The sequence below is a fragment of the Symplocastrum torsivum genome (assembly GCF_059505465.1).
On sequence record NZ_JCACKQ010000027.1, the window covers coordinates 26657 to 50721 of the forward strand.

25 protein-coding genes are annotated in these 24065 nt (G+C 46.5%); 9 read left to right on the top strand and 16 right to left on the bottom strand.

What is annotated here, in order from left to right:
* Nucleotides 1–169: 169 nt before the first annotated feature.
* The gene (locus AC5JL3_RS09280) at nucleotides 170–766 is read right to left on the bottom strand and encodes a VOC family protein (RefSeq protein WP_192222070.1); all 597 of its coding nucleotides are present in this window, start codon (nucleotides 764–766) and stop codon (nucleotides 170–172) included.
* Nucleotides 767–1052: 286 nt separating this feature from the next.
* On the opposite strand from AC5JL3_RS09280, the gene AC5JL3_RS09285 reads away from it, so the two are divergent.
* From AC5JL3_RS09285 to AC5JL3_RS09295, 3 genes are all read left to right on the top strand, one after another.
* A complete protein-coding gene (locus tag AC5JL3_RS09285) occupies nucleotides 1053–1706 on the top strand; it encodes an RNA polymerase sigma factor (RefSeq protein WP_496074210.1) in 654 nt (217 codons plus the stop codon).
* 69 nt (nucleotides 1707–1775) lie between these two features.
* Nucleotides 1776–2861: a tetratricopeptide repeat protein gene (locus AC5JL3_RS09290; protein ID WP_496074211.1), complete on the top strand. Its 1086-nt coding sequence runs from the start codon at nucleotides 1776–1778 to the stop codon at nucleotides 2859–2861.
* A 376-nt stretch (nucleotides 2862–3237) separates the two neighbouring features.
* Nucleotides 3238–4038: a TIGR00297 family protein gene (locus tag AC5JL3_RS09295; RefSeq protein ID WP_496074212.1), complete on the top strand. Its 801-nt coding sequence runs from the start codon at nucleotides 3238–3240 to the stop codon at nucleotides 4036–4038.
* Between the two features lie 30 nt (nucleotides 4039–4068).
* Here the strand turns inward: AC5JL3_RS09295 and hetR are convergent, their stop codons facing one another.
* The 4 genes from hetR to AC5JL3_RS09315 form a co-directional block, all read right to left on the bottom strand.
* Entirely contained in the window at nucleotides 4069–4968 is a 900-nt protein-coding gene (gene hetR / locus AC5JL3_RS09300; protein WP_496074213.1) for a heterocyst differentiation master regulator HetR, read from the bottom strand.
* 234 nt (nucleotides 4969–5202) lie between these two features.
* On the bottom strand, nucleotides 5203–5424 hold the full coding sequence (locus AC5JL3_RS09305) for a hypothetical protein (protein WP_496074214.1): 222 nt from the start codon (nucleotides 5422–5424) through the stop codon (nucleotides 5203–5205).
* Between the two features lie 78 nt (nucleotides 5425–5502).
* On the bottom strand, nucleotides 5503–5685 hold the full coding sequence (locus AC5JL3_RS09310; RefSeq protein WP_496074215.1) for a hypothetical protein: 183 nt from the start codon (nucleotides 5683–5685) through the stop codon (nucleotides 5503–5505).
* 245 nt (nucleotides 5686–5930) lie between these two features.
* The gene (locus tag AC5JL3_RS09315) at nucleotides 5931–7937 is read right to left on the bottom strand and encodes an FAD-dependent oxidoreductase (protein ID WP_496074216.1); all 2007 of its coding nucleotides are present in this window, start codon (nucleotides 7935–7937) and stop codon (nucleotides 5931–5933) included.
* Nucleotides 7938–8096: 159 nt separating this feature from the next.
* On the opposite strand from AC5JL3_RS09315, the gene AC5JL3_RS09320 reads away from it, so the two are divergent.
* Nucleotides 8097–9158, top strand: a complete 1062-nt coding sequence (locus AC5JL3_RS09320) for a zinc-dependent dehydrogenase (protein ID WP_496074217.1) — start codon at nucleotides 8097–8099, stop codon at nucleotides 9156–9158.
* On the opposite strand, the gene AC5JL3_RS09325 is transcribed toward AC5JL3_RS09320, so the two are convergent.
* Both AC5JL3_RS09325 and AC5JL3_RS09330 read right to left on the bottom strand, forming a co-directional pair.
* On the bottom strand, nucleotides 9145–10029 hold the full coding sequence (locus AC5JL3_RS09325) for a ChaN family lipoprotein (protein WP_496074218.1): 885 nt from the start codon (nucleotides 10027–10029) through the stop codon (nucleotides 9145–9147). The two genes, AC5JL3_RS09320 and AC5JL3_RS09325, sit on opposite strands and share 14 nt — an antisense overlap.
* A gap of 79 nt (nucleotides 10030–10108) precedes the next feature.
* Nucleotides 10109–10771: an esterase/lipase family protein gene (locus AC5JL3_RS09330; RefSeq protein WP_496074219.1), complete on the bottom strand. Its 663-nt coding sequence runs from the start codon at nucleotides 10769–10771 to the stop codon at nucleotides 10109–10111.
* Between the two features lie 400 nt (nucleotides 10772–11171).
* On the opposite strand from AC5JL3_RS09330, the gene AC5JL3_RS09335 reads away from it, so the two are divergent.
* Nucleotides 11172–11729, top strand: coding sequence for a hypothetical protein (locus tag AC5JL3_RS09335; protein WP_496074220.1), 558 nt, complete (start codon nucleotides 11172–11174; stop codon nucleotides 11727–11729).
* 6 nt (nucleotides 11730–11735) lie between these two features.
* On the opposite strand, the gene AC5JL3_RS09340 is transcribed toward AC5JL3_RS09335, so the two are convergent.
* The 3 genes from AC5JL3_RS09340 to AC5JL3_RS09350 all read right to left on the bottom strand — a co-directional run bounded on the left by AC5JL3_RS09340 (nucleotide 11736) and on the right by AC5JL3_RS09350 (nucleotide 14763).
* Nucleotides 11736–12890 (bottom strand): tetratricopeptide repeat protein, encoded by a 1155-nt coding sequence (locus tag AC5JL3_RS09340; RefSeq protein ID WP_496074221.1) that lies wholly within the window; start codon nucleotides 12888–12890, stop codon nucleotides 11736–11738.
* A gap of 79 nt (nucleotides 12891–12969) precedes the next feature.
* The gene (locus AC5JL3_RS09345; protein ID WP_496074222.1) at nucleotides 12970–13725 is read right to left on the bottom strand and encodes a 16S rRNA (uracil(1498)-N(3))-methyltransferase; all 756 of its coding nucleotides are present in this window, start codon (nucleotides 13723–13725) and stop codon (nucleotides 12970–12972) included.
* Between the two features lie 186 nt (nucleotides 13726–13911).
* A complete protein-coding gene (locus AC5JL3_RS09350) occupies nucleotides 13912–14763 on the bottom strand; it encodes an ABC transporter permease (protein ID WP_496074223.1) in 852 nt (283 codons plus the stop codon).
* A gap of 110 nt (nucleotides 14764–14873) precedes the next feature.
* Here AC5JL3_RS09350 and AC5JL3_RS09355 point away from each other — a divergent pair, with 110 nt between their 5' ends.
* Entirely contained in the window at nucleotides 14874–15578 is a 705-nt protein-coding gene (locus AC5JL3_RS09355) for a Uma2 family endonuclease (RefSeq protein WP_496074224.1), read from the top strand.
* A 34-nt stretch (nucleotides 15579–15612) separates the two neighbouring features.
* On the opposite strand, the gene AC5JL3_RS09360 is transcribed toward AC5JL3_RS09355, so the two are convergent.
* The 3 genes from AC5JL3_RS09360 to AC5JL3_RS09370 form a co-directional block, all read right to left on the bottom strand.
* Nucleotides 15613–16551, bottom strand: coding sequence for an ABC transporter permease (locus tag AC5JL3_RS09360; RefSeq protein WP_496074225.1), 939 nt, complete (start codon nucleotides 16549–16551; stop codon nucleotides 15613–15615).
* 80 nt (nucleotides 16552–16631) lie between these two features.
* Entirely contained in the window at nucleotides 16632–17759 is a 1128-nt protein-coding gene (locus AC5JL3_RS09365) for an ABC transporter substrate-binding protein (RefSeq protein WP_496074226.1), read from the bottom strand.
* Between the two features lie 261 nt (nucleotides 17760–18020).
* Complete coding sequence (locus tag AC5JL3_RS09370) at nucleotides 18021–19151, bottom strand: ABC transporter ATP-binding protein (RefSeq protein ID WP_496074227.1); 1131 nt, start codon at nucleotides 19149–19151, stop codon at nucleotides 18021–18023.
* Between the two features lie 270 nt (nucleotides 19152–19421).
* Here AC5JL3_RS09370 and mrdA point away from each other — a divergent pair, with 270 nt between their 5' ends.
* The 3 genes from mrdA to AC5JL3_RS09385 all read left to right on the top strand — a co-directional run bounded on the left by mrdA (nucleotide 19422) and on the right by AC5JL3_RS09385 (nucleotide 22629).
* A complete protein-coding gene (gene mrdA / locus AC5JL3_RS09375) occupies nucleotides 19422–21221 on the top strand; it encodes a penicillin-binding protein 2 (protein ID WP_496074228.1) in 1800 nt (599 codons plus the stop codon).
* A gap of 104 nt (nucleotides 21222–21325) precedes the next feature.
* Nucleotides 21326–21628, top strand: coding sequence for a hypothetical protein (locus tag AC5JL3_RS09380; RefSeq protein ID WP_496074229.1), 303 nt, complete (start codon nucleotides 21326–21328; stop codon nucleotides 21626–21628).
* On the top strand, nucleotides 21625–22629 hold the full coding sequence (locus AC5JL3_RS09385; protein ID WP_496074230.1) for a diguanylate cyclase domain-containing protein: 1005 nt from the start codon (nucleotides 21625–21627) through the stop codon (nucleotides 22627–22629). Before AC5JL3_RS09380 ends, AC5JL3_RS09385 begins: the two co-directional genes overlap by 4 nt.
* 62 nt (nucleotides 22630–22691) lie before the next feature.
* On the opposite strand, the gene AC5JL3_RS09390 is transcribed toward AC5JL3_RS09385, so the two are convergent.
* From AC5JL3_RS09390 to AC5JL3_RS09400, 3 genes are all read right to left on the bottom strand, one after another.
* The gene (locus tag AC5JL3_RS09390) at nucleotides 22692–22937 is read right to left on the bottom strand and encodes an HNH endonuclease (RefSeq protein ID WP_496074231.1); all 246 of its coding nucleotides are present in this window, start codon (nucleotides 22935–22937) and stop codon (nucleotides 22692–22694) included.
* A gap of 2 nt (nucleotides 22938–22939) precedes the next feature.
* Entirely contained in the window at nucleotides 22940–23344 is a 405-nt protein-coding gene (locus AC5JL3_RS09395; protein ID WP_496074232.1) for a KGK domain-containing protein, read from the bottom strand.
* Nucleotides 23345–23464: 120 nt separating this feature from the next.
* Nucleotides 23465–23887 carry a KGK domain-containing protein gene (locus AC5JL3_RS09400; protein ID WP_496074233.1) on the bottom strand — a complete coding sequence of 141 codons (423 nt, stop codon included), beginning with the start codon at nucleotides 23885–23887 and terminating at the stop codon, nucleotides 23465–23467.
* Nucleotides 23888–24065: the final 178 nt, after the last annotated feature.

The window sequence follows — 24065 nt, forward strand, 5'->3', positions numbered from 1 at the left end:
TTTAGCTTATTAGCAAAAACAAAGTGCTGTTATCAAATATCAATTAGTATCAACGTTCCCCAGAATTGGGGGATAAGGTGAGCAAGTGCGTAACACCTGCAACTATAAAAAAGCGTGAGGGAAAGCCTTGCCCCCACGCCGACACAATTCATGTGCGATTTCCTAACCGCTAATTAGAAACTTCCGCCAATTCAATCACCCGACCATCCATATCCTTCACCAAAAAATTTAGAGGCTTCTCGCTGCGAACTTTGTACTTGAGTCGTCGCATTTGTACGCGCATCAACACTTGTTCTAGGCAATCGTGGTCGAAACATACGTGGCGTTGTTGGTTTTTATTGCCTATGCTTGCCCCGGAGATGACATGGAGCTGAGTATTCTTTTTGAGCTGATACCATAAACCATCAGTACCATTCATCCTTGTCGCACTGGTGGTTCCCAGGCTAGTTGACATATAAAGTGGGTCAAGACCTGTGGCTCCTAATGTTTGCTCGTAGTTGTAGTAGTAGTGTAGAGGGACTTCTGCTGCTGCTAAATTGAGCAAACCCTCATAAAACTGTCGTGCCACTTCCATATCGGACACCATTACAGTATGGACTTTTGGGGCACTGGTGAGAAACATCCACATCGCAACCGCGTAGGCTGCCAATAGCATCACCATGATGCCCTGTGTAGAAAACAGGCTATCTAAAGGTAGACCAGGCAAGAAAGCGCCAAGCGGCAGAGGCTGAACTAGGAAGGAAATAATATCAACTGATAGAATCATGAACTGACAAAGCGTAATGAATCAAGTTTAACTTTGATGAATCTGTTGTCCTGTTACGGGTAAGATTATTACCACCAGACCTGTCCATAGATGTTACTAATTTTAGCTAAGTTATATCATCACTCTCAAAGGCTTCAACATGAAGCAGTCGGTTATCATTTCTCCATAGTCTGGAAACAGGATGGTGGGAAAGTAGCTAGCTGCCTTATTCTGAGGGCAAAGGAGCGATAGATATAGTGGGAAGCATCTGCTTTGATTTTGCTGATTCTATGGGAATTTAAAGATTGTGCAAATTCCGCATTTTTCTGAATCCAATCATCTGATTGTCAAGTCACTGTTTCATCACAGCGATCAGGAGTTGCTAACTCTGTTTCAGCGTCACCCGGAGCATGGGAAGTACTTCACGGCAATATTCTGTCGCTATAGTCCCATTGTCTTTACGTTAATTCGGCATTCAGCGCGATCGCCTGTGCAGGCAGATTATCTATTTGCCCTCACCTGGCGTCATATTTTCTACGAACTGGGTGGACTGGATTTACGTGACGATAATACGCCTGGGTCGAATTCTTTCCAAAACTGGCTCATCAATATGACGGCTGTCTGTATTAACCAAGCCGATTTACCGCCAGTGGAGTCGATTCACTACAACCTCAAAGCCGCACCACCACCATTTTGGTGCTACCTCGAACAAGCCATGGAAAAACTGCCAGCCGTAATTCGGTTAATGGTAGTGATGGCACAGACGTTCCACTGGAGCGAAACGCGGATTGCGGCGTATCTACAAGCGGAGGGAGAAGTCATTTCACCAGCACAAGTGAGAACTCAGCTAAACCAAGGGTATCAACTTTTGGAAGAAGCTCTCCCTGATGATATTCGTGAGGTTTATTTGGGTGGGGAAGCCGCTCATCCAGAGCGCAAGTCGGCAGTCAGTACACTCTAGCCATGCTAGTGTTTGGCAAACACTCCCAAATCGGCGGGTTAGATAGGGTAGCTAGCACAAAGAGCAGCAATGAAGAGAGGGTATCTGTTGGTAAAGGCGATCGCTAGTTCTTCGGGAGTGGGGTTACTAACGCTTCTAGCATCTGTGCTAGTCACCAGTACGGGTGCGTTTGGGCAAACTTTACCCAGTGGTTTCCCAATAATTGACCTCGACGAGCAACTGAATATCCAGTTAAACAACGGTATTCAGAGAGAATCGAGAGATCAAGCGGACTCACTCCTGCGACAGGGAGGACAAGCGCAGCGCCGTGGAGATTTGGAAAGTGCGATCGCCACCTGGTTGCAAGCGCTTGACCTTTATCAACAAGCGGGTGACTTACAGGGATTAGGTCAAACTTACAATTACTTGGGTATAGCCTATGTCAATCTGGGACGCTACCGACAGGCAGAAGATGCCTTCCGCCGACGCTTGGGAATTGCTCGTACCCTAAACGATTTTCAAGCACAGGTTTATGCCTTAAATAATGTGGGTACAGTGCTACTAAAAGATAGGAATCTGGAAGCCGCACAAGATACTTTTTTACAAGCCCTGACGGTTGCCCGTAGTATTAAAAATCGAGAGGGTGAAGGATTAAGTCTGAGTAATCTTGGTTTAGTAGCCGCTGAAGCAGGAAACTATACGGAGGCAATCAATCGCTACGAAGCCGCCTTGGATTTTCGGAGTGCCGCGACAGACCGACTAGGGCAAGCAAATACGCGCAATAATTTGGGAGATGCCTATCGTGCCGCTAAACGTCAAGCAGAGGCTCAAATTTCTTACCGACTAGCACGGATACTCGCTGAAGATAGTCGTGATCTCACCAACCAATTTCGGGCATTGAGGGGCTTGGTACTGTCTCACAGTGCAGCTAGAGAGTATCAATTGGCATTTAGATCGCTTAACCAATATATCGCTCTGGCGCAAAAAGAAGCCAACCGCTCTGAAGAACTGATCGCACTACGGCTATTTGCTGAGCTTTCTCAAGTCACGGGCAATTTGTCCAATGCCCGGACTTATTACATACAAGCGATCGCAGTGGCAAATGCGATCGGAGATACCCAGGAAGAAACCTTTTTACGCAACGATCTCGCTCAAATCCTGTATGAGCAAAGGTGACATCTCCAGACGCTGACTCTTCGAGTACAGCGCAGATCTTATCGTTCCCCCAAACCCCCACAAGATGATAAAACTACTTGTTTGATACAAGGGGAAAGCTAATGCTCTTTTTCCTTTTCCCAAAATTGAATAGGCAATCCCTAGAACCGCTTATTTAGTCATTTGTGCGATCTCACTAACCTTGACTTGTTTAGGAAGCACTTTCAGGTCATAGAACATATCAGTCAGTCTGAACCTGTTAAATGCGATCGCCTTTCAAAGAATGTCTCTCAGAAGCTAACTGTAACTATGAAAAGCTTTAGATTTTAGATTAAGGCAGTGAGGATTTGTAATTCTAAATCTAAAATCACAGTAGGATGTTTCCAACTGATTAGCGATGCTTTCTACTGATTTTCTCAATCCCTGGCTAGTTGCTGTTGGATTAAATACGGCTTTACTCGCGATCGCTTTTATTGCTCCCAAGAAGTTACTGACACCCGCAGGACTATTCCACGGTTGGCTACTTGGTGTCTTGATCTGGGGGACGCTTGGCTGGCAAGGCTACTTGGTAGTACTGTTTTACTTTCTAGTAGGTTCAGGCGTTACTCGCATCGGTATGGCCCAGAAAGAAGCCGAGGGAATTGCGGAAAAGCGATCAGGGGCAAGAGGCCCAGAAAATGTCTGGGGTTCAGCCCTTGCCGGAGCCTTGTGTGCCTTGGGAGTACTGCTAGTTCCGTATTTTAATCAAGACGTAGGAGCGCAACGTCTTATATCCCTACTGTTACTGGGATATGTGGCAAGTTTCTCTACAAAACTTTCTGACACCACTGCTAGTGAGGTTGGAAAAGCTTATGGAAAGCGCACGTTTCTCATCACTACCTTACAGCCTGTGGCGCGGGGAACTGAAGGAGCGGTTAGTTTAGAGGGAACCCTGGCAGGGATCGTTGCTTCAGCCGCGATCGCATTTGTTGGTTGGGGGGTTCATCTCATTGATTTGAGAGGTGTAGCGATTTGTATAATCGCCGCCTTCATTGCCACCAACCTGGAAAGTGTAATTGGGGCAACGCTGCAATCAAAATTTGATTGGATGACGAATGAACTGGTGAACGTTTTTAATACACTGATTGGTGCGATCTCAGCGGTACTGTTGGCTTTAGCATGGCAAGGGTTAAGCTTGGGTACAACCGGAATCGCTTAACTTAAGCGATTCCCTTCCACCCTCAGTTATTTATTCCACTTGTGGACCAAAAACCATTTGTAGAATCACTGGCTCACCATCCGCACGATGATATTTATCCGCCCAAGCGCGGATAACTTCATCCAGTTCTTCCATTGCCTGATCGATATTCTCTGGCGGGATATCCAATTCCTCCAGTAACCGCATCACCTTTGGCTCTCGATCTGCCCAATCCCTCATCAACCGGAAGTACCGCGCCGTATCCTCTACTACGGTATAGGTACGTTCTTTTCCATCTACTGGTGAATATGAGGCACGGGTGAGTGCGTAGTATGGCAACCCCCAAGGGCAATCAACTCGCGTTACTGTCCCTGAGTAGATTAGGCGACGCTTGATGTGTTCAGCCATCGCTTCACTCAACGGGAGGCGTTGCTCTTTGGGCAAATCTTCCTGAGAACGAGTGTGCAGAAATTCAATCAGTTCCAAAAACTGAAGCGAATTGACCACCTGAGCATCTGGCAAGTTATCTGGCAGCTTTTCCTGGATGTATCGTTTTTCTTCAGAGTTAAGGCTTGTTCCAGAAATACGCGATCGCCCTGGTTGCCAAGGGTACTGATCCATCCAAACATAGGGAAATTGAATCAGATAGCGCGGTTCCTGAGAACCTAGCATCTTCAGCAGCTTCCCTTCCGTTAGAGCTTGTCTGACCTCCTCAACAATTACTTTGACCCGCTTTGGCTCAATATGGTGCAAATGCCCAGTCATCCGGGTATTCTCACCTTGCTCCAAGTAGGTCATGTATATCGCACATTTAGCAGCCGTTGCTGCTGCATCCAAGAAAGCCCCGTGTCGGTGGCCGCTGGTTCTCATCGCGCTGAAAGCCAGGTACAGCATAATCTGATCCATTGCGCTGGGGCTGAGGCTTTTGATCAGATCGAGGTGGTTAATCATCTTAGGGGCGGTTATATCGCATAGGTACAGAAGTTTTGTTCTTTAAGTGATTTGCCTCACCGTTGCACCAAATCAGTGAGTTCACCTCACGCCGCAGAACATGCGCTTACGTTAAGCACCCTAATATTTAAAACTGAATATTCTATTATAGGAAACAAATTAATAAGCGTAAAAACTGAAAAAACTCCGCTACCACGAAGGGAAGCAAGATAGATGAAGGTCTTCCAGTAACAATCATAGCTGGGTAAATGGATTTTCTTGTAATTGAAACAAAGGTTTGCGTCCACTTCCGGGATGTGGTGCTGGATTTCCTCTTATTGTAGTTTTTGCCGCTAGCAATTGGGTAGCAGAAGCATCCTGTAATTGTGCTATTCTCCAGTCGGTGATGACCTGAGAACCAACAGAAAGTGGAATTGCTAGTAGAGTAAACACAATAGTAGAGGTAAGAGTACGCATAACAAAAATTTGTGTCAGGGTTTCTAGTCCCTGATACGAGATTTCTGCTATGGGATCAGGACAAACTCTCGTCAAAGCTTACTTGCAGAGCGGCAAAACTCTGGTAATTTTTGAGTAGCGCGATCGCTTCTTACCATAGTCTTGCCGCTCACAGTCGCGGGTGTGCTGAAGGACTCTACATTCACCGTTGCCCCACGGAAATGCTACCCGAAGAGCAAAGCTTAGCTTACTATCTCCTCCTACACCTTCCCAAAAATTCATTGGTGCATGTATAATTGGGGATTCAGCGTCCGCTACCACGATGAGGAGCCTTGTTGTCTTCTTGCTGAGTTTTAGCCGAGAGCGATTGACCAAAGAAAGTAGTGTAAATGCTCATAGCAGATGTCCGTATCAGAGTTTCTAGTACCTGATACGGAGTTCCTGAAGGCACATCAGGAATAACTTCCTTGGAAGTTTATTTTCTTGTGCGAGAATTGGTGTTAAAATTACAGATTTTACGAATGTAATTACGGTATTTCAATCTTTTCGACGACTAACCAGCAACCTGAGTGGTTAAGACGACCCCAAACCGTAAGCTGTTCTTGGTCGAGGCAAGCTTGTAGTTGCTCATCCACGCTGGAGAGTAGAGTAATTAGCCTCCAGGTTTGACCCTCATGAGCCTCTGGAGCCGTCAATGTAATACAGTAATCTTGCTGATTGCAGCGCTGAAAAATGCCTGTGAATCGTGTTGGGGGCTGTGAATTAGGGACTGGTGGTTGGGAAGATTCTGCTGTGACGTTACTTTCAGGCTCGACACTTCCTAGTGCAGTGTGGTCGAAATAACTATCCAGTTGAAAAAGGTTAAAAAACTTACCTTTCAAGCTTTCTTTCCTTCTGCCTTCTGCCTCCTGCCTTCTGCCTTCTTGTACTAGTCCTTTCGTATTACCTGTCGCTGGATAGTTCTCTGGATTATCCAGGTAGTAGCGTTGCCAGGACAGCCAGTCGGGATGGTTTGAAGGCAAATTGAATAAAGGAATAATCGCAGCTGGAGCAACTGGATCTTGCAATAAGGCTTCTTGAATAGATCTAACTTGCAAATCCCTAGGTTGACAATTCAAGCTTACGGATAAGGCGGCTGCCATCCCCGCCGCTTGCCCAATGTTCATAACCACGGGTTGCAACCGCGTTGCACCATTAGCAATGTGAGACACAGAAATATTTTTCTCACAGACCAAAAGACCATCGGTTGAAACCGGGATCAAGCAGCCATACGGAATCGTAAACGGTGTTCCTGTCCAGCGCCCTCCCCAGCGAATGGATTTCGGTTTTAAAGGAAAGTTGATACCGGGATAGTGGTGGTCATTAGCATAGTTACCCACAGCAATGGAGGCGATAGCGAAGCGCTGCTGCGATAGCGAAGCGTTAGCGAGTCTACGCGCTTCGCGCATGCTTCGCAAACGAGCGTCAGCGCAGATCGCATTTCCTCGGCTAATATCGACAGGCAACGCTGCTACTCGTCCGTCAGCAACTGGCAATAAATCTTGCTCCCGCACCGTAACGAGTCCTTGAAGACGACGGCTTTCGCGGTAGTAAGGATGTAGCGCATAAGCCCCTCCACCAAATTGGGAGTTGGGAAAGATGTTATCAGCTAAACCATAGCGATGCCCTAGCTGAGACTGAATAAAGTGAGCAAAACCTTGAGTGTGCCAACGGGCTTCCTGAAGAAACTGTTGCTGCTTATCACTAGATTCAACTAAGCGCCCAACGCCTTCACCATAATCATTGCCACACTGAGGCCAGTTAATCATAAACAGTCCTCCTGGTAGGCGTCCGTAATTTAGAAATTGCTCTGCCCCATAATTGTCCCAAGCACCCACAAATTGCTCCGGGGAATAATCAGGAGGGGCAGGAATCTCTGGGGCATCTTCTGCCTCCCCAAAATCTTTGAGGACGACTACCCAAGTTGGCGCTTGTACGGGATACTGCTGAGTCAACTGATTAACTGACACCGGGGCGCTAGGTTCCTCAAACTCAGATTGCAGTTCCCACCCCCAACGGTACGGCACTTCGGCTAAAGCCAACACATCTCCCAGTTCCGTAGCATCTAGCGTGACTTTGGCTTTAACGGTGAAATTTTCAAATCGAACACCCGTAATGCAGTTGCCTTGGCGCAAAATCTCTAAGGGAGTTTGCCCAGCAATCCACTTCAGGTTAGGTAGCTGCTGCACCCAATCAGCAAGTAGCTTCGCACCTGTGCGAGGGTCAAAACTAAACATACTCACCCAACTGTTGTCTAATCCACCTATCTGCCGTTGCCGCAGTTCCCGCAAAAATGCCCCCCATAAACCCGTTTGAAAGGCGACAAGTTCATTCCCATCAGGCGCTGAGACACCCGCAGAAGTCAGCATTCCCCCCAACCAAGGAAATTCACTCACTAGTAAGGTTTGGGCACCTTGACGTGCAGCTTGAATAGCCGCGGCTGTGCCACCGGTACCACCCCCAACCACTAAAACATCAGTCGTTAATTCATTCATTAGCCATTACCCGGATTAGGAATTAAAAAATTCTCTCAGTCCGTCACTTAAAAAGCGATGAGGAGATGCGGAGATTGGGATTTTTTGTCAGTTATTTCTGCCAGCCTGGTCTAGCGAGTGGTAAAGTCTAAAATCGCGGAAGTTACTAAAAGCAGCAGGATGAAAGCACAAGTATTCCGAGGGGTTAATCAACTGAATTACGAAGAGGTGCCAGTACCCGAACTCCAAAGTGATGAGGTGTTGGTACAGGTGCGAGTCGTAGGACTTTGCCAGTCGGATATTAAAAAGATTCGCTATCCTCTCTATGAACCACCCCGCATTTATGGGCATGAAACCGCTGGGATAATAGCGGCGTTAGGAGAGGATGTTAAGGGTTGGCAGATTGGGCAACGGGTGGTTGTTATGCACCACATTCCCTGTATGCGCTGTGGCTACTGTCTAAATGACAACTTTTCAATGTGCGAGGTTTATAAAAACATCACGACAACGGCTGGGTTTACGCCTAGTGGTGGTGGCTTTGCAGAGTATGTCAAGGTTCCAGGGCATATTGTTCGGTGTGGGGGGTTAATTCCAATCCCCGATCGCGTTAGTTTTGAACAAGCGAGTTTTGTCGAACCGACTAGCTGTTGCCTCAAGGCGGTAAAAAAAGCGCAAGTTAGCCCCGGACAAACGGTTTTGGTAACGGGTGCGGGTCCAATTGGGCTAATGTTCATTATGTTGGTGAAGTGTTTTGGGGCAAGAGCGATCGCAACTGACCTCATCCCTAGCCGCATTGAGAAAGCACTAGCTGTTGGTGCGGAAGCCGCTTTTGATGCCCGTGATGCTGATTTACAACAGAAAGTCTTCTCCCTTACTGAGGGTATGGGTGTTGATACGACTCTCTTAGCTGTTCCTAGTGACAAAGCCTTTTTCCAAGCGCTTGACTGTACACGCAAGGGTGGAAAAATCCTATTTTTTGCCGAGTTCCCGGATGAGGTGGAAATTCCCATTAATCCTAATATCCTGTACCGCCGAGAAATCGACCTGATGGGAAGCTACAGTTCCTCCTATCGCCTTCAGTCTCTTGCTGCTGATATTGTATTTAACCAGCGCATTGATGTGGATGCGTTAATTAGCGATCGCTATCCTCTCCAAAAATTAGCAAAGGCTGTTGAACAAGCGATTACACCAACCCCCGATACTTACAAAATCTTGATCTACCCTCAAGCTACTGTTGGATAGGTTGCCAAAAGTAATCTGCGATCGCGTTTTCTCCTACCACTTGGGCATCTTGAGGACTATCGAACAAGACTGAACGCTGTACTAACTGATTATTAAGGCGTCGCGCAACACGACTCGGTATCCCGTGTCCGTAAACAATATGAGTTTGCCCTGCTAACACCACCACTTGATAGTCTGGATTGGCTCTAATAAATTGGGCAATTTTTTCTGCCATTGTTTCATCCCACAACACCAGCGCTGTGAAAAACCGCTCAAAGCTGTTGCTGTTGCCCTGTCCTGCTTGATGATGCAATTGGTAGCTTCCCTCTGCCATTTTTCGATATTCAGCGTTATCTGTCCGAATTTCTGAAAAGGGTGGGATATGCCGACGTTCAGCAATTGTTAGGCTTTCTAACCCACTACGAGCAACTTTTCGTGTCACCTCTGTCGGTGTATTCAAGGCTAAGACAGGCAGTTGATGAGTTTTAGCGAAGCGAAGTATCGGTGCATAGTACTCCCAAGGGAAACCCCAACGATTGTCATACTCAGTTTGCTCAACTAACTGAGCTTCTGTAATTTTCCCTGCTAAGTATTGGTCAAGAATGTCCTGGTAGGGACGCTGAAACATCTCCATTGCAACGGCGATTTTTTGATTCTGCTGGTGGAGTGCTTGCAGGATTTCTAGTTGCGCTTGATGGTCTTCGGCGCGATTATGTGTTTCTCCCAGGTAAACAACATCAGCTTGCCCAAGTTCCTGCAATATCTGTTGTTGAGTAAGTTGTTGCTGTTCTTGCAGGGGAGATGTTGGTATTTGGGCATAAGTTGGAGTGGTACAGAGAAAGAAAATTCCTAACGACCATGCGTAAAGTTTAGTAATTTGGCGTTTTTTCATAACATTTGCACAGCGTTGGCACAGTTCACCTTAGGCAACAGTTTACAGAAGTACTTACTGAGGTAAATCGCGTTTGCAACTAACTTGGAGATGATACGGTCTTATCATCAGCCACTAAAACTGGCTCCGAGAGTGCAGCGGCAACAGCTTTGAGACATCGCTCATCGGTTAGCATCCAAGCATGGAGGCGAGCAGGCACTATCACTTCTTTACCCACTGGCATCTGAGAACTCTTCGCTGGGACAATTATCAAATCATAAGGTGTCCACATCACAGTGAAGTTCAGCCGTTCCAGCATTATTGAGGCATCCCGATTCAAATCCCGTAGAAACTCACTATCTGGACGCATCTGAATACAGCCAGGACGCCAAGAGAGGTGAGCGGCTAAGGTGCCATGATTGGGCGCAGAGATGCTGATGTAGCGCTGCACTCGGTCGATACCACCCAACCGTTGAATGTAGTAGCGTGAGACAATGCCCCCCATACTGAAGCCAATGACATCTATCGATTGCTTGGGGTCAAAGGTCTTAGCTACATAATCAGCTACTTGTGCCGCTAACTGGTCAAGACTAAGGTCACCGTTGTTCGGTATCAAATTGAAGCTATGTACCGACCACCCTTGGGCGCTCAGGTAGGTAGCCATACCCTGAAAAACGGCGATTGTGTCGGTAATGCCGTGAATCAACAATACAGGATTGCGATCGCGAAGTTTGGGCGTAGCGTAATCACTTGCAATTTTCATAGTCAATCGAATAACTTACCTAACCTCAGCTTAGTCAGCCCCATACCCTAAGCGATCGCTACTGTGGTACACCCAGTGAGAGTGTCCCAATCTGTACAGGAAACATGAGATGATTGTAAATATAGATAAATTCCCTTGTGACCTTGACTAAGCAGAAGTTGAGCATTTATACCGTTTAGAGACAGACTGTAAAGTTTTGTGGAGAAGCTAAGGTGAATCTTGCACTGGGTCGCCGTAAAAATTCATAATTCAATCTGGCAGGAACTTTCGGGCAAACTTCATCTAAAAAGTCGTCACTTGAGCCAAGCCGCGCTAATAACCTTTTGTATCAAAGTTGGAATAGTCGGCTCTCATCTTTGGCAACACCATTAAATTCATCTAAAGCCAGGAGTATTGGTAAATGTTCGGTTTTATCAAAAAGTTGTTCAGTGGAATTGCCGCCTTCTTCGGTGGGCTTATCGGTGGCAAAAAATCTCAAGATAATACGTCAACTGCTCCCAAGCCTAAAAAATCAAAAGGATTTTACCTAGAGCTAGACGAAATTGACAATGCTAAGGCAGTAGTTCAAGAGAAGATAGCAGAACCGCTGAAAGCCGCAGCGGGGACTGTAGCCGAAAAGCTAGAATCTGCAAAGGAAACCGTAGGTGTAGCCGTGGCAGATCGGCCCAAAACCGAACCATCGCCAGAAGCCAAGAAGCCAGAAGCCAAGAAGCCAGAAGCAAAAGCCCAAAAGCCCGATCCCGGCAAGGTTGCCGTCCCATCCAAGAACGAGACAGTAAAAGTTGAAGCTCAGCCAAACCCACCAGCCCCATCCACAAATGGCAAAGTTGAACCTCAAGCTGAACAAACTTTTGCTCCCAACTACTTAATGCCGACAGCTAGTCAGAGTCGCCGTCGTCCTGGGCCAAGCCTTGATATGTTCCGTGATATGGCGCGTCAGGTGAAAACGCCTGGTTAAGCGCTTTTATTGCCCAGAGGCATTTTTGAGGAAAACTAATCCGCTATACAACTGAAATGCTGGGTCCCAAGGCGTTTCTTTACGTCGAAATAAGTCGATGTGAGAGGTCAAGTGTCCCAGCATTTCTTTGTAATCGATGGCTGTTTCGGCAAAGGTTGTGAAATCTGAGCAGACTGGTACCTGAGGCAGTGATTGGTTGAGGAAAGCTAGCAAGTTGTTCCAGCTTCTTCTAGTCGTTGTTTGGTGCAAGGAAGATACGTCTGGTTTAGGGTGCTGAATATTTGGCTGAATTTGGGAAAGAGGAATTCCCTGCTGAAATTGATAATTGCGATCGCCTAATCGCAAAATAGTACGACGCTCAGGTAAATGTAGGTCACAAAACTGCACATAATCGAGAGTTTGAGTTTTGCGTTGTAGATTGCGGCGTGCGTCCAAATCTACAACTTCGTCAAATAGAGGCAAAAGCCCTTCTACTCTTTGGGTCACTTCTGACCACTTGAAGGCAAGCGTTCCTAACTGTCCGTCTGCATTTTTGCAAACAACTGTAGCTTGAGACGAACGATTGTTGGACGTTCCTAACGTTGTCCCTGCTTCACTACTAGAAAAATAATTGACGTTAAAGACGTTAATTTCTTGGATACCACGTAGAGTTCCTGAAAAGCAGGGAATCTCCGCTTGTCGCAGCGATGAAACATAAAATTGCAGTTCTCCTACAGGACCAACGCGATACAGACGCCAGCCTCGTGTTGGAAGTTGTAGCCTTGCGGTGTAAGCATCTATCTGCATAATCCGAGCAAGCTTCTGGGCAGCTGCCTGTTTCACTTCAGCAGCGATGGGTTCTAGGATTAAAAGCCCTAATTCTGTACTATCGGGGTTAGCCGTCGCCTGAGCAAGTGCTTGCTGTCGTTGCTCTTTTTCCCTTCTTTCTATGCGTCCTAGTCCCTGACGCGCTTGCGTCATAATCTTAGGGTTCGTTGTACCTTGGAGTAACTGACGGTAGACTGTTTCAGCCGATTCCGGCTTACCTGTCTCTTCATGCAGTCGTCCAACATAAAGCCGTACCCAAGGGTTTTTCGGTTCCTGCTTTACTAGCTGTTTGAGTAATCGGGTAGCTGTTCGATAATCTTTTCGCTCAAAGGCATCAGCAACTTGGTCAATCATGATGGCAGGGAATTGGGAATTGGGAGTGGCGGAAATTCACACTAAGGGTAGCTTAGCTGAGGAATCTTCCTGAATATTTCTACTCTAAAACTGAAGCGACAAGAGATAGAGCAACGATTGGAGCTGTTACAGCTCTTAAGACGCGGCATCCTAAGGAAACAGGTTGAAATCCGGCAGCAGTGGCTTTATCTACCTCGGTAGTTGTCCAGCCCCCTTCTGGTCCAGTCGCAATGACAACGGAGGGAAGTTGAGGGGTAGAAGCCTGAGCTGTTTTAAGTTGTATTCTTATGTCTTGTAAGCAACTGAGGAGATGAGGAGGATTGCCACGAGCGACGCAAATATAGCGGTAGGTGTGTGGAGTGTCAGCTAGCTGAAGGCTAGTAGCAAAGTCAACAGGATCGAGGATTGTTGGTACAACTTGACGCTCGGATTGTTCAGCGGCTTCTTGGGTAAGGCGTCGCCAGCGTTCAACTTTTTGGGGACTGGGATTGAGCCGTGTGCGATCGCTTTTCAACGGGATGATCGCCGTAACTCCCAACTCGGTTGCCTGATACACCACCTCGTCAAATCCGCTACTTTTGGGCATTGCTGCCATTAACGTCACCGCAAAAGGCAGCTCAGTTTGAACAGATAGAGATTCAATAATTCTAGCTTGCGTGAGGTTGGCTTCTAACTCGCTTAACAACCAACTGCCTTGTCCATCCATTGCAATAAAGCGATCGCCATTACCCAGCCGTAGTACTCGACCCAGATAATGCTGTTGCGCGTCAGTTAAAAGAATCTGCTGGTTTATTCGTTGTTCTAGTGCAATAACCAACCGTTGTAACTGAGCCAATTAATATCTCCTGTTATCTAAACGTTCTCCTCAGAAACAGCAATGTTTCTTTTCACTCAATACTTAATTTTGCTTATAACAGTTTCCTGGAGAGATGAGGTACATCTCAGGTGTGTGAAATCTAGATAGAGCAAGGAAAACAAAAAAGCTGATAGCTGATAGCTGACCGCTTTCTGCTATAGCTACTTACTTAAAACGTTTTTGTTCCGCCCGATAACGTATGGTTTCTGCAATGAAGGCAACTACCCCAGACCCTAGCATTAGCAGAACACTTAGGGCATTAATATCTGGTTTAACTCCTGTGCGGATACGGCTAAAGATTTCCATTGGGAGAGTTGTTGAACCCGTACCTGCTGTGAAGCTAGCAATGAGAAAGTCATCCATACTGAGAACGAAGGATAAAAGACAACCCGCAATAATCGCTGGCATCAATTCTGGCAACAGAACTTTGATAAAGGCTTGTAGCGGAGTTGCGCCTAAATCAAGCGCTGCTTCTTCCAGGTGAGGGTCAAGACCAGAAATTCTTGAGGAGACGACAATTGCGATATAAGCTAGACAAAAGACCACATGGGCAGCGACAATCGTCCACAAACTCAGGGGTGTACCAATAACAGCGAGGAAGACAAGCGTAGCAACCGCGATTGCAATATCAGGAATAATCAGCGGCAGGTAAGATACACCTCGATACAAGCTTTTGCCGGGAAATTGGTAGCGTGCTAAACCGACTGCCATCAGAGTTCCAATCACAGCCGAAATCCCAACAGCGGCGAGAGCAACTATCAAACTATTTTGCAGTGACGTAAGAATCCGGGAGTCTCCCAGTAACCGCGTGTACCACTTGAGAGTAAATCCCTTCCAACCCGCGCTGTATGCCGAATTATTAAAGCTATAAAACGTCAGCACAAAGATGGGTAGATACATATAGAAGAACATCAGTACAGAAAAAATCCCTTGCCAGGAGAAGCTGGGTTTGGATTTAGACTGCAAGATATCTCTGGGAATCTCCTCTTCCTGCTGATGCGAAAGTGTATCTTTCATTGAGTCATACCTATTGCCTTTAGGCATCGCGTCCCTTACTTGCTCAGTAGCTCTCAATTTACCGAATAAATGCTCATCGCTATAATTTTTTCATTAGTTTTGGGACTGTCATGTTAGAGTACAACCCCCAGAGATACTTTCCTTCTTCCGAAGAGCTACCTGACTCTGATGATACGCCTGTGGATAATGAACTACAAGAATTGATTCCTGGTCTGTTGAAGGCAATACTGTTGATGCTGTGGGCAGAGCGCATGGATTGGTTCTTCGGCATAGATATGGGGATTTACTACGATGCCGATAAACCTGCAATTGTACCCGATGGATTTTTGAGTCTGGGAGTAGAGCGGTTTTTTGATGAAGAACTGCGCTTAAGTTATCCGCTTTGGGAAGAGAATGTTGTCCCAATCCTGGTGTTAGAAGTGGTTTCCCAAAATTATCGGGGAGAATACAGCACCAAAAAGGAAGTGTATGCTTCTATGGGTGTGTTGTACTACGTGATTTATTCCTCCCGTCGTCGGAGAAAGCCCCGATTGGAAGTACATCGCTTGGTTGATGGTGCTTATGTGTTGCAACCAGAAAATCCAGTTTGGTTACCGGAAATTGGCTTAGGAATTGGGGCTGAACGGGGAACTTATGGAGGTGTAACGCGAGAGTGGCTTTATTGGTATGACGAACTATCTACACGGTTGCCGACACCGGAAGAACGTACTAAGCAAGCCGAGCAACGCGCCCAACAAGCCGAGCAACGCGCCCGAAGGCTTGCAGAGCAATTGCGATCGCTTGGAGTCGATCCAGAGAATCTGGATCTTCCATAATGCTTCGCCCTTCAACGAGAAAAGTAGACGTGTTCTAACGCTGTGCTGCTTCCCGATCGCCATATTTAAGCAAAAGTGCGATCGCAACACTTACGGCAAAAATTAACACCATACTCAAAGCTGAACCAAATCCCCAGTTTTGAGTTGCTCCCAAAAACTGGTTATAAATCAAACGTGCGCCTGTCATGCTGGACGCACCACCTAGCAACTCTGGATCGACGAAATCTCCCAAACCACTAATAAATACCAACAATGAACCTGCTGCAATTCCTGGTAAAGTTTGCGGGACTGTCACCTTCCAGAACGTCTGAACAGCATTCGCCCCTAAATCAGCAGAAGCTTCCAGCAGGCGCTTATCTAACTTTTCTAGAGAAGCATAAAGAATCAAAACCATGTATGGCAGGTAACTGTAAGCCATACCAATTAACACCGCAGGACTACGATTTAATAACTCTAAAGCGGGTAATCCGATACTGGTTAACACAGTGTTGAGTACCCCAGTCGGTCGCAGAATCGTAATCCAGGCATACGATCGCAACAGTGAGGAAGTCCACAAAGGCAAGATAAACCCCAACAGCAGCAAATTTTGCCAGCGCTTCGGTGCCATCTGTGCTATCCAGTAGGCGACAGGGAACCCCAGAAGCAGGCAAATTACCGTTGTGCCAATCGCAAACAAAAGCGATCGCCACATCACTTGTAGATTAATCGGTTCAAATACCCGCAGATAGTTACCAATCCCAGACGGATTAACCACCATTCCTGGTCGGATATCGGGAACCAAACTCAGCTCAAAAATCACCAGCGTTGGCAGCACCAGCAACAACGTTAACCAAAGACCCGCAGGTGAGAGCAAGATCAAGGGTTCCAACCACTGCCACCGAGGGCGTTTCGTCTCGTTCAGAACTGGCAGTTCAGCGACACTATCCGTTGTACTGGGATTCGGTAGAGAAGGAGGGGTGATGTTAGTAGACACAGGTAGTTTCTCTGAACTGGGGAATAAGGTTGCGCTGGTTCTAGAACACTAGAACAAGAATGCACATTAGACAAAGGCAATTAGGCACTGGTCAGTCTCGTCCAATAGTTGTCATACACTTCAGTAATCTTTTCCTCAACAGGTGCAACACCTTCACAACGCTCTAATGCTGATTCTGACGGAAATAAGCTTTGATTTTCCTGGATTTCTGGAGGTAAAAGCTCAAATGCTTCTTGGTTCGGTGTCGCGAAGCTTAATCGTTCACAAATTTGAGCTGCAACATCGGGCTGTAACATGAAGTTAATCCAAGCATAGGCTCCCTCAACATTTGGAGCTGTTTTTGGAATCGCTAGCGTATCCATCCATACGGAAGAACCACTTTTAGGAAGTACATACCGCAAGTCTTCGTTTTCTTCCATGATTTCATTGGCATCAGAGGAGTAGCACATCGCTACGATTAAATCTCCGCTCAACACTTGAGGTCGCCAAGCATCAGAAGTAAACGAGGCTAGATAAGGCTTCAACTCTACCAATTTTGTATAAGCCTGTTGAATCTCCTGAGGATTAGTTGAGTTATACGAATACCCCAACAATTTCAACACAGCACCCATGACTTCTCGGACATCATTCAGTAACGACATTCGTCTTGATAGTTGTTCCCGGTATTGCCATAGGTAGCTCCAATCAACAGGTTCCGGTTTCAATTTTTGAGCGTTGTAAACTAAACCTGTAGTTCCCCAACTTACGGGTACGCTGTGCCGATTTCCTGGATCATATTTAGGATTAAGAAACTTGGGAAATAGCTGCTCTAGACCAAGAAGGCGCGATGAATCAAGTTCAGCTAATAGCCCTTTATTCACCATCTCCCGCACCATATAGTCAGACGGGTAGATAATGCTGTAAGAACCACCACCTCCCGCTTGAAGTCGAGCCAGCATTGACTCGTTGGAGTCAAAAACATCAGCTACAGCCTTGATTCCTGTCTCCTTCTCAAAGCGGTTGAGCAAATCCTGATCGGTGTAGCCAGACCAAGTGTAGATGTACAACTCTGTGGAAGAACTGGAACGGCTAGCTGGTGGTCGTACATTAGCAAGCGTCCAGCCACATCCAGACAACGCAATACTACTTAGAGTTGCCGAGGCCGCTACCTGTAAGAACTGACGCCGTGTGGAATGTCTTAGGGATGTCCGTCGATCTGTGGGAGGCACAATTGTCTAGTGACTAAGGGTTAAGAAGGTCTACGTGTTAGAAAGCTTTGAAAAATAAATTATGTGATGTAGCAAAAGGCAGAAGGCTTATTACTAGTACATGGTCGCTTGGGTCGTTAAATTTGTCCTTACCTTTATGGCAACAGCTATATAGCGGTTTTCAGTTGGATTAGGTACAGAGGGAAGTGTGTGAAACAAAGAGACAGAGCAAGGACAACAAAAAAGCTGATAGCTGATAGCTGACAGCTTTCTGCTATATGATTACTCCTCCAAAGCCAGACAATCCGTGGCTGCCCAACGAGCATAAACAGCCGTATTGGCATCTGGTAACTTGTTGGTAACATTGGGTAGCCTGACAGTCAGGAGGTCGCCACTGTTTAACTCAACAACATAGTGAACATGGGTTCCCAAGTACATAACGTGCTTAAGATGTCCTTCAAAGCAATTAGTTCTTGAGTCTGGGGGAGAAAGGCTCAGGCGAATTTTTTCAGGGCGTACACTTACCACAATATCTTTAGTATTGCTTGCTGTATCCCTAGGTGACTTGGGCTGCACCACAATCTTCAAGCCTGTTGACGTTGTAATTTGCAGGGTTGAGGCATCAGCGGCTTCTAAATGTCCTCTAAATAAATTTGTATCACCAATAAAATCAGCGACAAATGGTGTTCGGGGACGTTCGTAGATTTCTGTAGGGGTACCAATTTGCTCAATTTTCCCCGATCGCATGACAGCAATACGGTCAGATAGACTCAAGGCTTCTTCTTGGTCGTGGGTCACCATGATGAAGGTTAAGCCTAAGTCTTGATGCAGATTCGAGAGTTCTACCTGCATTTCTTTGCGTAGTTTGAAATCCAACGCTCCTAACGGTTCATCCAATAACAATACAGCGGGACGATTGACTAGCGCCCGTGCTAACGCCACCCGTTGCTGTTGTCCTCCAGACAGTTGAGCGGGGAAGCGATTGGCATAAGCCTCCATCTTTACTTGCTTGAGGGCTTGTTTCACCCGCTCATCAACTTCTGCGGCTTTGAGCTTTTTGAGCCGTAGACCAAAGGCAATATTCTCCACTACGCTCAAGTGATTAAATAATGCGTAGCTTTGAAATACGGTATTTACAGGTCGGCGGTGGGGGGGAACCTGATTCATCGATTGCCCTTGAATCAGTACCTCTCCGGCTGAGGGCAGGTCAAACCCAGCGACTAAGCGTAGGGTGGTTGTTTTCCCACATCCAGAGGGACCGAGAATACTGAAAAATTCACCCCGACGAACACTCAGGTCAATCCCTCGGACAGCTGTCTCGCCATTGAAAACCTTGAAAACTTTGCGAAGTTCAACATCAAGCTCAGCAGCAGTATCCGGAGAGCGTTGTTTTTTAACGGAAGTTTGAGACATATTGGTTATTCAATTACAGTGGCGATCGCCTAATCTGGAATGTAATTCTGTCTGAATTGTCAAGCTGTGTTTCTGTACATTGGTTTATTTTATCTGTCTAGTCCTTAATCTTGATGAGTAATCACTTCACCTCGCACTACCCAAAAGTGTGTCGTCCTATACAGGATTAAACATTGGCGATATCCATCATGCCAAATTGTCATAATCAGCAATAAACTGGGTAGAAATTTCTTTTAAACTCAACCACTGAAACTTTCTAATATAACCGTGATGCAGATTTCTCCAGTGGGGCGTCAAATTACGCCCCGTACCGTCGGACGCAATTATCAATCCCTGTTTGTCATGCTGCTAGTCAGCATCTTCCTGCTGGGAGGTATGGGTTCTCGCCTCGCCTATTTGCAGTTGGTTCAGGGAGAACGTAATCGGCAACTTGCAGAAAACAACCGCATTCGTCTGGTTCCGAAACAACCCGTGCGGGGCAATATTTTTGACCGCAAGGGGAAAGTGTTGGCGAGTAGTCGGTTGTCTCACGCTGTGTTTCTCTGGCCGATTGCCATCAAAGAGGCAGAGTGGCCAAAAACCCGTCAACTCCTCTCCAAATTATTGGATCTCCCTCAAGACGAGATCCAAAAGCGTGTTGAAAAAGCAGGATCTAACTCACTTTCGCTCATCCGGATTGAGCGGGGCATCAGTCCTGCCCAAATTACGGCGTTGGCAGAGTATAGCAGCCAGCTTAAAGGCGTAGAAGTTGATATTGAAGCCGTGCGGGACTACCCCAACGGTGATTTGGCGGCTCATATCTTAGGCTACACCGGAGAGATGAACGATCAAGAGCTAGAAAAGCGTAAAGCCGAAGGCTACCGCCTCGGTGACATTGTTGGACAAATGGGTATCGAGGAGTCCTATGAACAACTGCTACGAGGAGAATGGGGGGGGCAGCAGGTTGAGGTTGATGGTGCAGGTCAGGTACTGCGGATTCTCGGTGAGAAAGACGCAAAATCGGGTAAGGATGTCCAAACTACATTAGATCTGACGACCCAGAAAGCAGCAGAGGCGGCATTAGGCAATCAAAAAGGTGCGATTGTTGCCATTAATCCCAACACGGGTGCGGTTTTGGCAATGGTCAGCCGCCCAACCTTTGACCCCAACATCTTCTCTACCCGTGTTACAGCAGATACTTGGAAACAACTGCAAGCTAAAGGCACTCCTTTCGTCAATCGCGCCATGCGAGGCTTTCCACCAGCCAGTACATTCAAGGTTGTCACCCAAACCGCTGGCATGGAATCTGGTAAATATTCACCTAGTACTGTGTTGCAGACGTTTGCTGCTTTGAACGTTGGTGGAACTTCCTTTGGCGAGTGGAACCATGCTGGCTTTGGTGCTATAGGATATGTTCGCGCTATGGCGATGAGCAGTAATACATTTCACGGTCAAATCGGCAGAGGTGTTGGCGGACCAACGCTGATTAAATGGTCGCGGAATTATGGCTTTGGTCAAAAAACAGGGATTGAGTTGGAAGACGAAGCCACTGGATTAGTAGCGGATGACGCTTGGAAGCGAAAGCAATTCGACTGGGAGTGGACGGTTGGCGATACGGTCAATATGTCTATCGGTCAGGGATTTACCCAAGCCACACCGCTACAAGTCGCTGTGATGTTTGCTGCTCCTGCGAATGGCGGCTATCGAGTCAAACCTCACTTCTTCAAGAACAATGAGCAGGCGAAAAATTCGCGAGTGTCGCTGAATCTGAAGCCAACTACCTTAGAAATGCTGCGAAAGGGTTTGCGCTCCGTTGTTGCTGATGGGACTGGGGCAGCCTTGAAAGTGCCACATCTCCCACCCGTTGCGGGGAAGAGTGGGACAGCAGAGGCTCCTCCTGGCAAGCCTCATGCTTGGTTTGGAGCCTATGCACCATTTGATAAACCAGAAATCGTTGTTGTGGCGTTTGCAGAACATTCTGGCGGTGGTGGTGGTAAGGTGGCAGCACCGATGGTGCGTCAAGTGATGGAAGCTTACTTTAACAAAAAGCCTCCTGAAGCTCCTAAAGATAAAGCAGCCGCTCAGAACTAGGAACAGTTGATTCAGTTAGCTCTTCTGATATAACGGGTAGCCCAGACTGCCATTGACGCAGAGGCACTACAAGTGCTGCCTTGATACTATAGTAAAGACGCTGGATGACAGTGCTGGTAATCGATCGCTACCTAGAAGATGCTCCTCAGTTGTTACAAGTGAGGAGCATAGGCGCTAACAAGGGCAATGTCATGGTGTTACTTGATAGGACTTACACTTTTCAGTCAAGTAGTGCCAAACTGGGTGCATTAAGGCTATACAAGTTGTCTCAGGCTCCCAAAGACATGAGCAAGCATGGCACGATAAATGCGGCACTGAAGCTGGTGTCCCAGATAAAGGTTGACGATAAGCGGGTCGAGGTAACGTTAGATACCCAACGGCAGCCATATCAGCGATATCAAGGATGAACGTAGTCTCTCTCCCCGAAGACCCACCAGTGATTCTGGTGGTGGACGACGACCCGTCTATGCGTGCAGTAATACGCAGATTTATGGAAAAAGACGGGTATCGAGTCGTGGAAGCCGTTAATGGTGAACAGGGCTTAGAAGTCTACAAACGCCTTCAGCCGCATCTTGTCCTGTTAGATGCGCTGATGCCCGTGATGGATGGCTTTGCTTGCTGCACTCAACTGCAATTAATCGCTAGTGAGAGTATACGGGATGCTGAGGTTTTTACCCACATCAAGAGCTTACAAGATGCTTCACGCACACCTGTACTGATGATTACGGGTCTTGATGACCAAGAGTCGGTAGATAGAGCGTTTGCTGTTGGAGCAACTGATTACCTCACCAAACCGATTCATTGGGCAGTGCTGCGTCAACGAGTACGGCGTCTCCTGCAACAGTCTCAGCTTTATCAACAACTAGAGCTAGCGACTAGGGAGTTGCAGCGTCTGGCTAATCTGGATGGACTCACAGGTGTCGCCAACCGACGCCGATTTGATGAATACCTTGATGCGGAGTGGCAACGCTTGGCACGGGAGAATTTGCCGCTATCTCTCATTCTCTGTGACATTGACTTTTTTAAGAAATACAACGACACGTATGGTCATCAAGCGGGTGATGCCTGTCTACGTCGAGTTGCTGATGCTCTAAGCTTTTGTGCAAGACGTTCAGTAGATTTGGTAGCACGGTACGGTGGAGAGGAGTTCGCGGTGATTTTGCCGGATACTACCGTTGCTGGTGCGTCTCAAGTTGCCGAAGAAATTCGGGCAGTTGTTAATACTTTAGAGATTGCTCATGCTCAGTCTGCTGTGAGCCATCACGTTACGCTTAGTTTGGGTATCGCTTGCACCCAGCCAAACCTTAACCTTGAACCAACAATGCTGATTGCCTCTGCTGACGCGGCGTTGTATCAGGCAAAAGCCGCAGGACGCAATACCTACTTTCCTCAGACTTGCGCTCCGTAGTTCGCTAATTCTAGTTCACCAGTGGATGTATCTTTACCCTAAATAGAATCTCACAGTTTTATTCAATCACTGAAGTAACGACGGAAGCGGGAGTCAAGGTGGTGTTTTTTCTGCTGGTTACAGGAAATGCAGAGGGTTTGTAGGTTACTAATGTCATTTTGACCACCACGAGCAAGAGGAATAATGTGGTCAATACTTAGTTGAGTTTCTAGCTTAGTTTTACTACAGCTTTGGCACTGGTAGCGATCGCGTTCAAATACGTATTTCCTCACTTCTGGAGGAATGGGGATTCTGGGTGTTTTTGCCATAACTATAACTGCTGATTTTCCTGGTTCATCATCTGGCGAATATCATCAAGCGGGGATTCGGGTTGGGGAATTTCATTGCTTGGCGCTGTTTCGTCAATTTCAGGCTCATCAGGGCAAAACTCTACGGACACGTTGATTCTGACTTTGCCTTTTTGCCAAGCTTTTTTACCAACTCTTAAAACTTCAGAATCTAGACCGTTAGCAAACAAAGAATTTTTAATTCCTTCCCCTATGCTTAAGCGCCTTTTAATTACTTCGATAAACTCAGGTGATTTGAGATAGATGCTGGCAAAGTTGTTAGATGACACATTAAATTCCCTACCATAAGTTGGCGCGTGTAAAGACAAAATATCATCCTGACCCAATTGTTCAAATTTGGTGTCCATGTCAAGCTCCAGTTTAAACAATCTTCCTGTTAACTATTCTGGTTCATCATTCAACGAATGTCATCCAGTGGCAATTTAGATATTCAAATACATATTTCCTCACTTCTGAAGGAATGGGAATTCTGGGTATTTTTGCCATAACTATGACTGCTGATTTTCTTGGTTCATCATCTGGCGAAGATCGTCTAGTGGTGATTCTGGTAATTCAATTTCGGATGACTCAATAAGTTGTTGTTCTGAATCTTCTTCAACATAAAATTCAACACTGACTTTAATTCTTACTTTTCCTTTTTGCCAGCTTTTTGAGCCAAGCTGAAGCATCTCACAGTCTATACCATCAGTGAACCACCTCGCATAAGGCTCATTTACGCCCTTAGGAGCTAGTATTGCATTATCTATTTTTATTCCATGATAAGAGCTTAATTGACGATTAAGCTGATCTCCTAAATTATTTCCAAATGCTGCATTTACTGCTCTCCTGAATTTACTTACTTTGAAAGTATCATCCCCAAATAATAAAACATCATCCTCATCACAGTTTTGCAAAGAAAATTTTTCTTCCATATCAATCTCTACTCCTTAAAATTATTTTACCTTAATATTTGGGGTGTCTCAGCTAATCTACTTGGCGAATAGAATTCGCAGCTATACAAACGAAGTCCGCCTACGCGGACTAATAGAGTTGAAACCCGCCTACGCGGGTTTTGTTTGTGTAGCCGCGATTTCCTCTCACCCGGATATC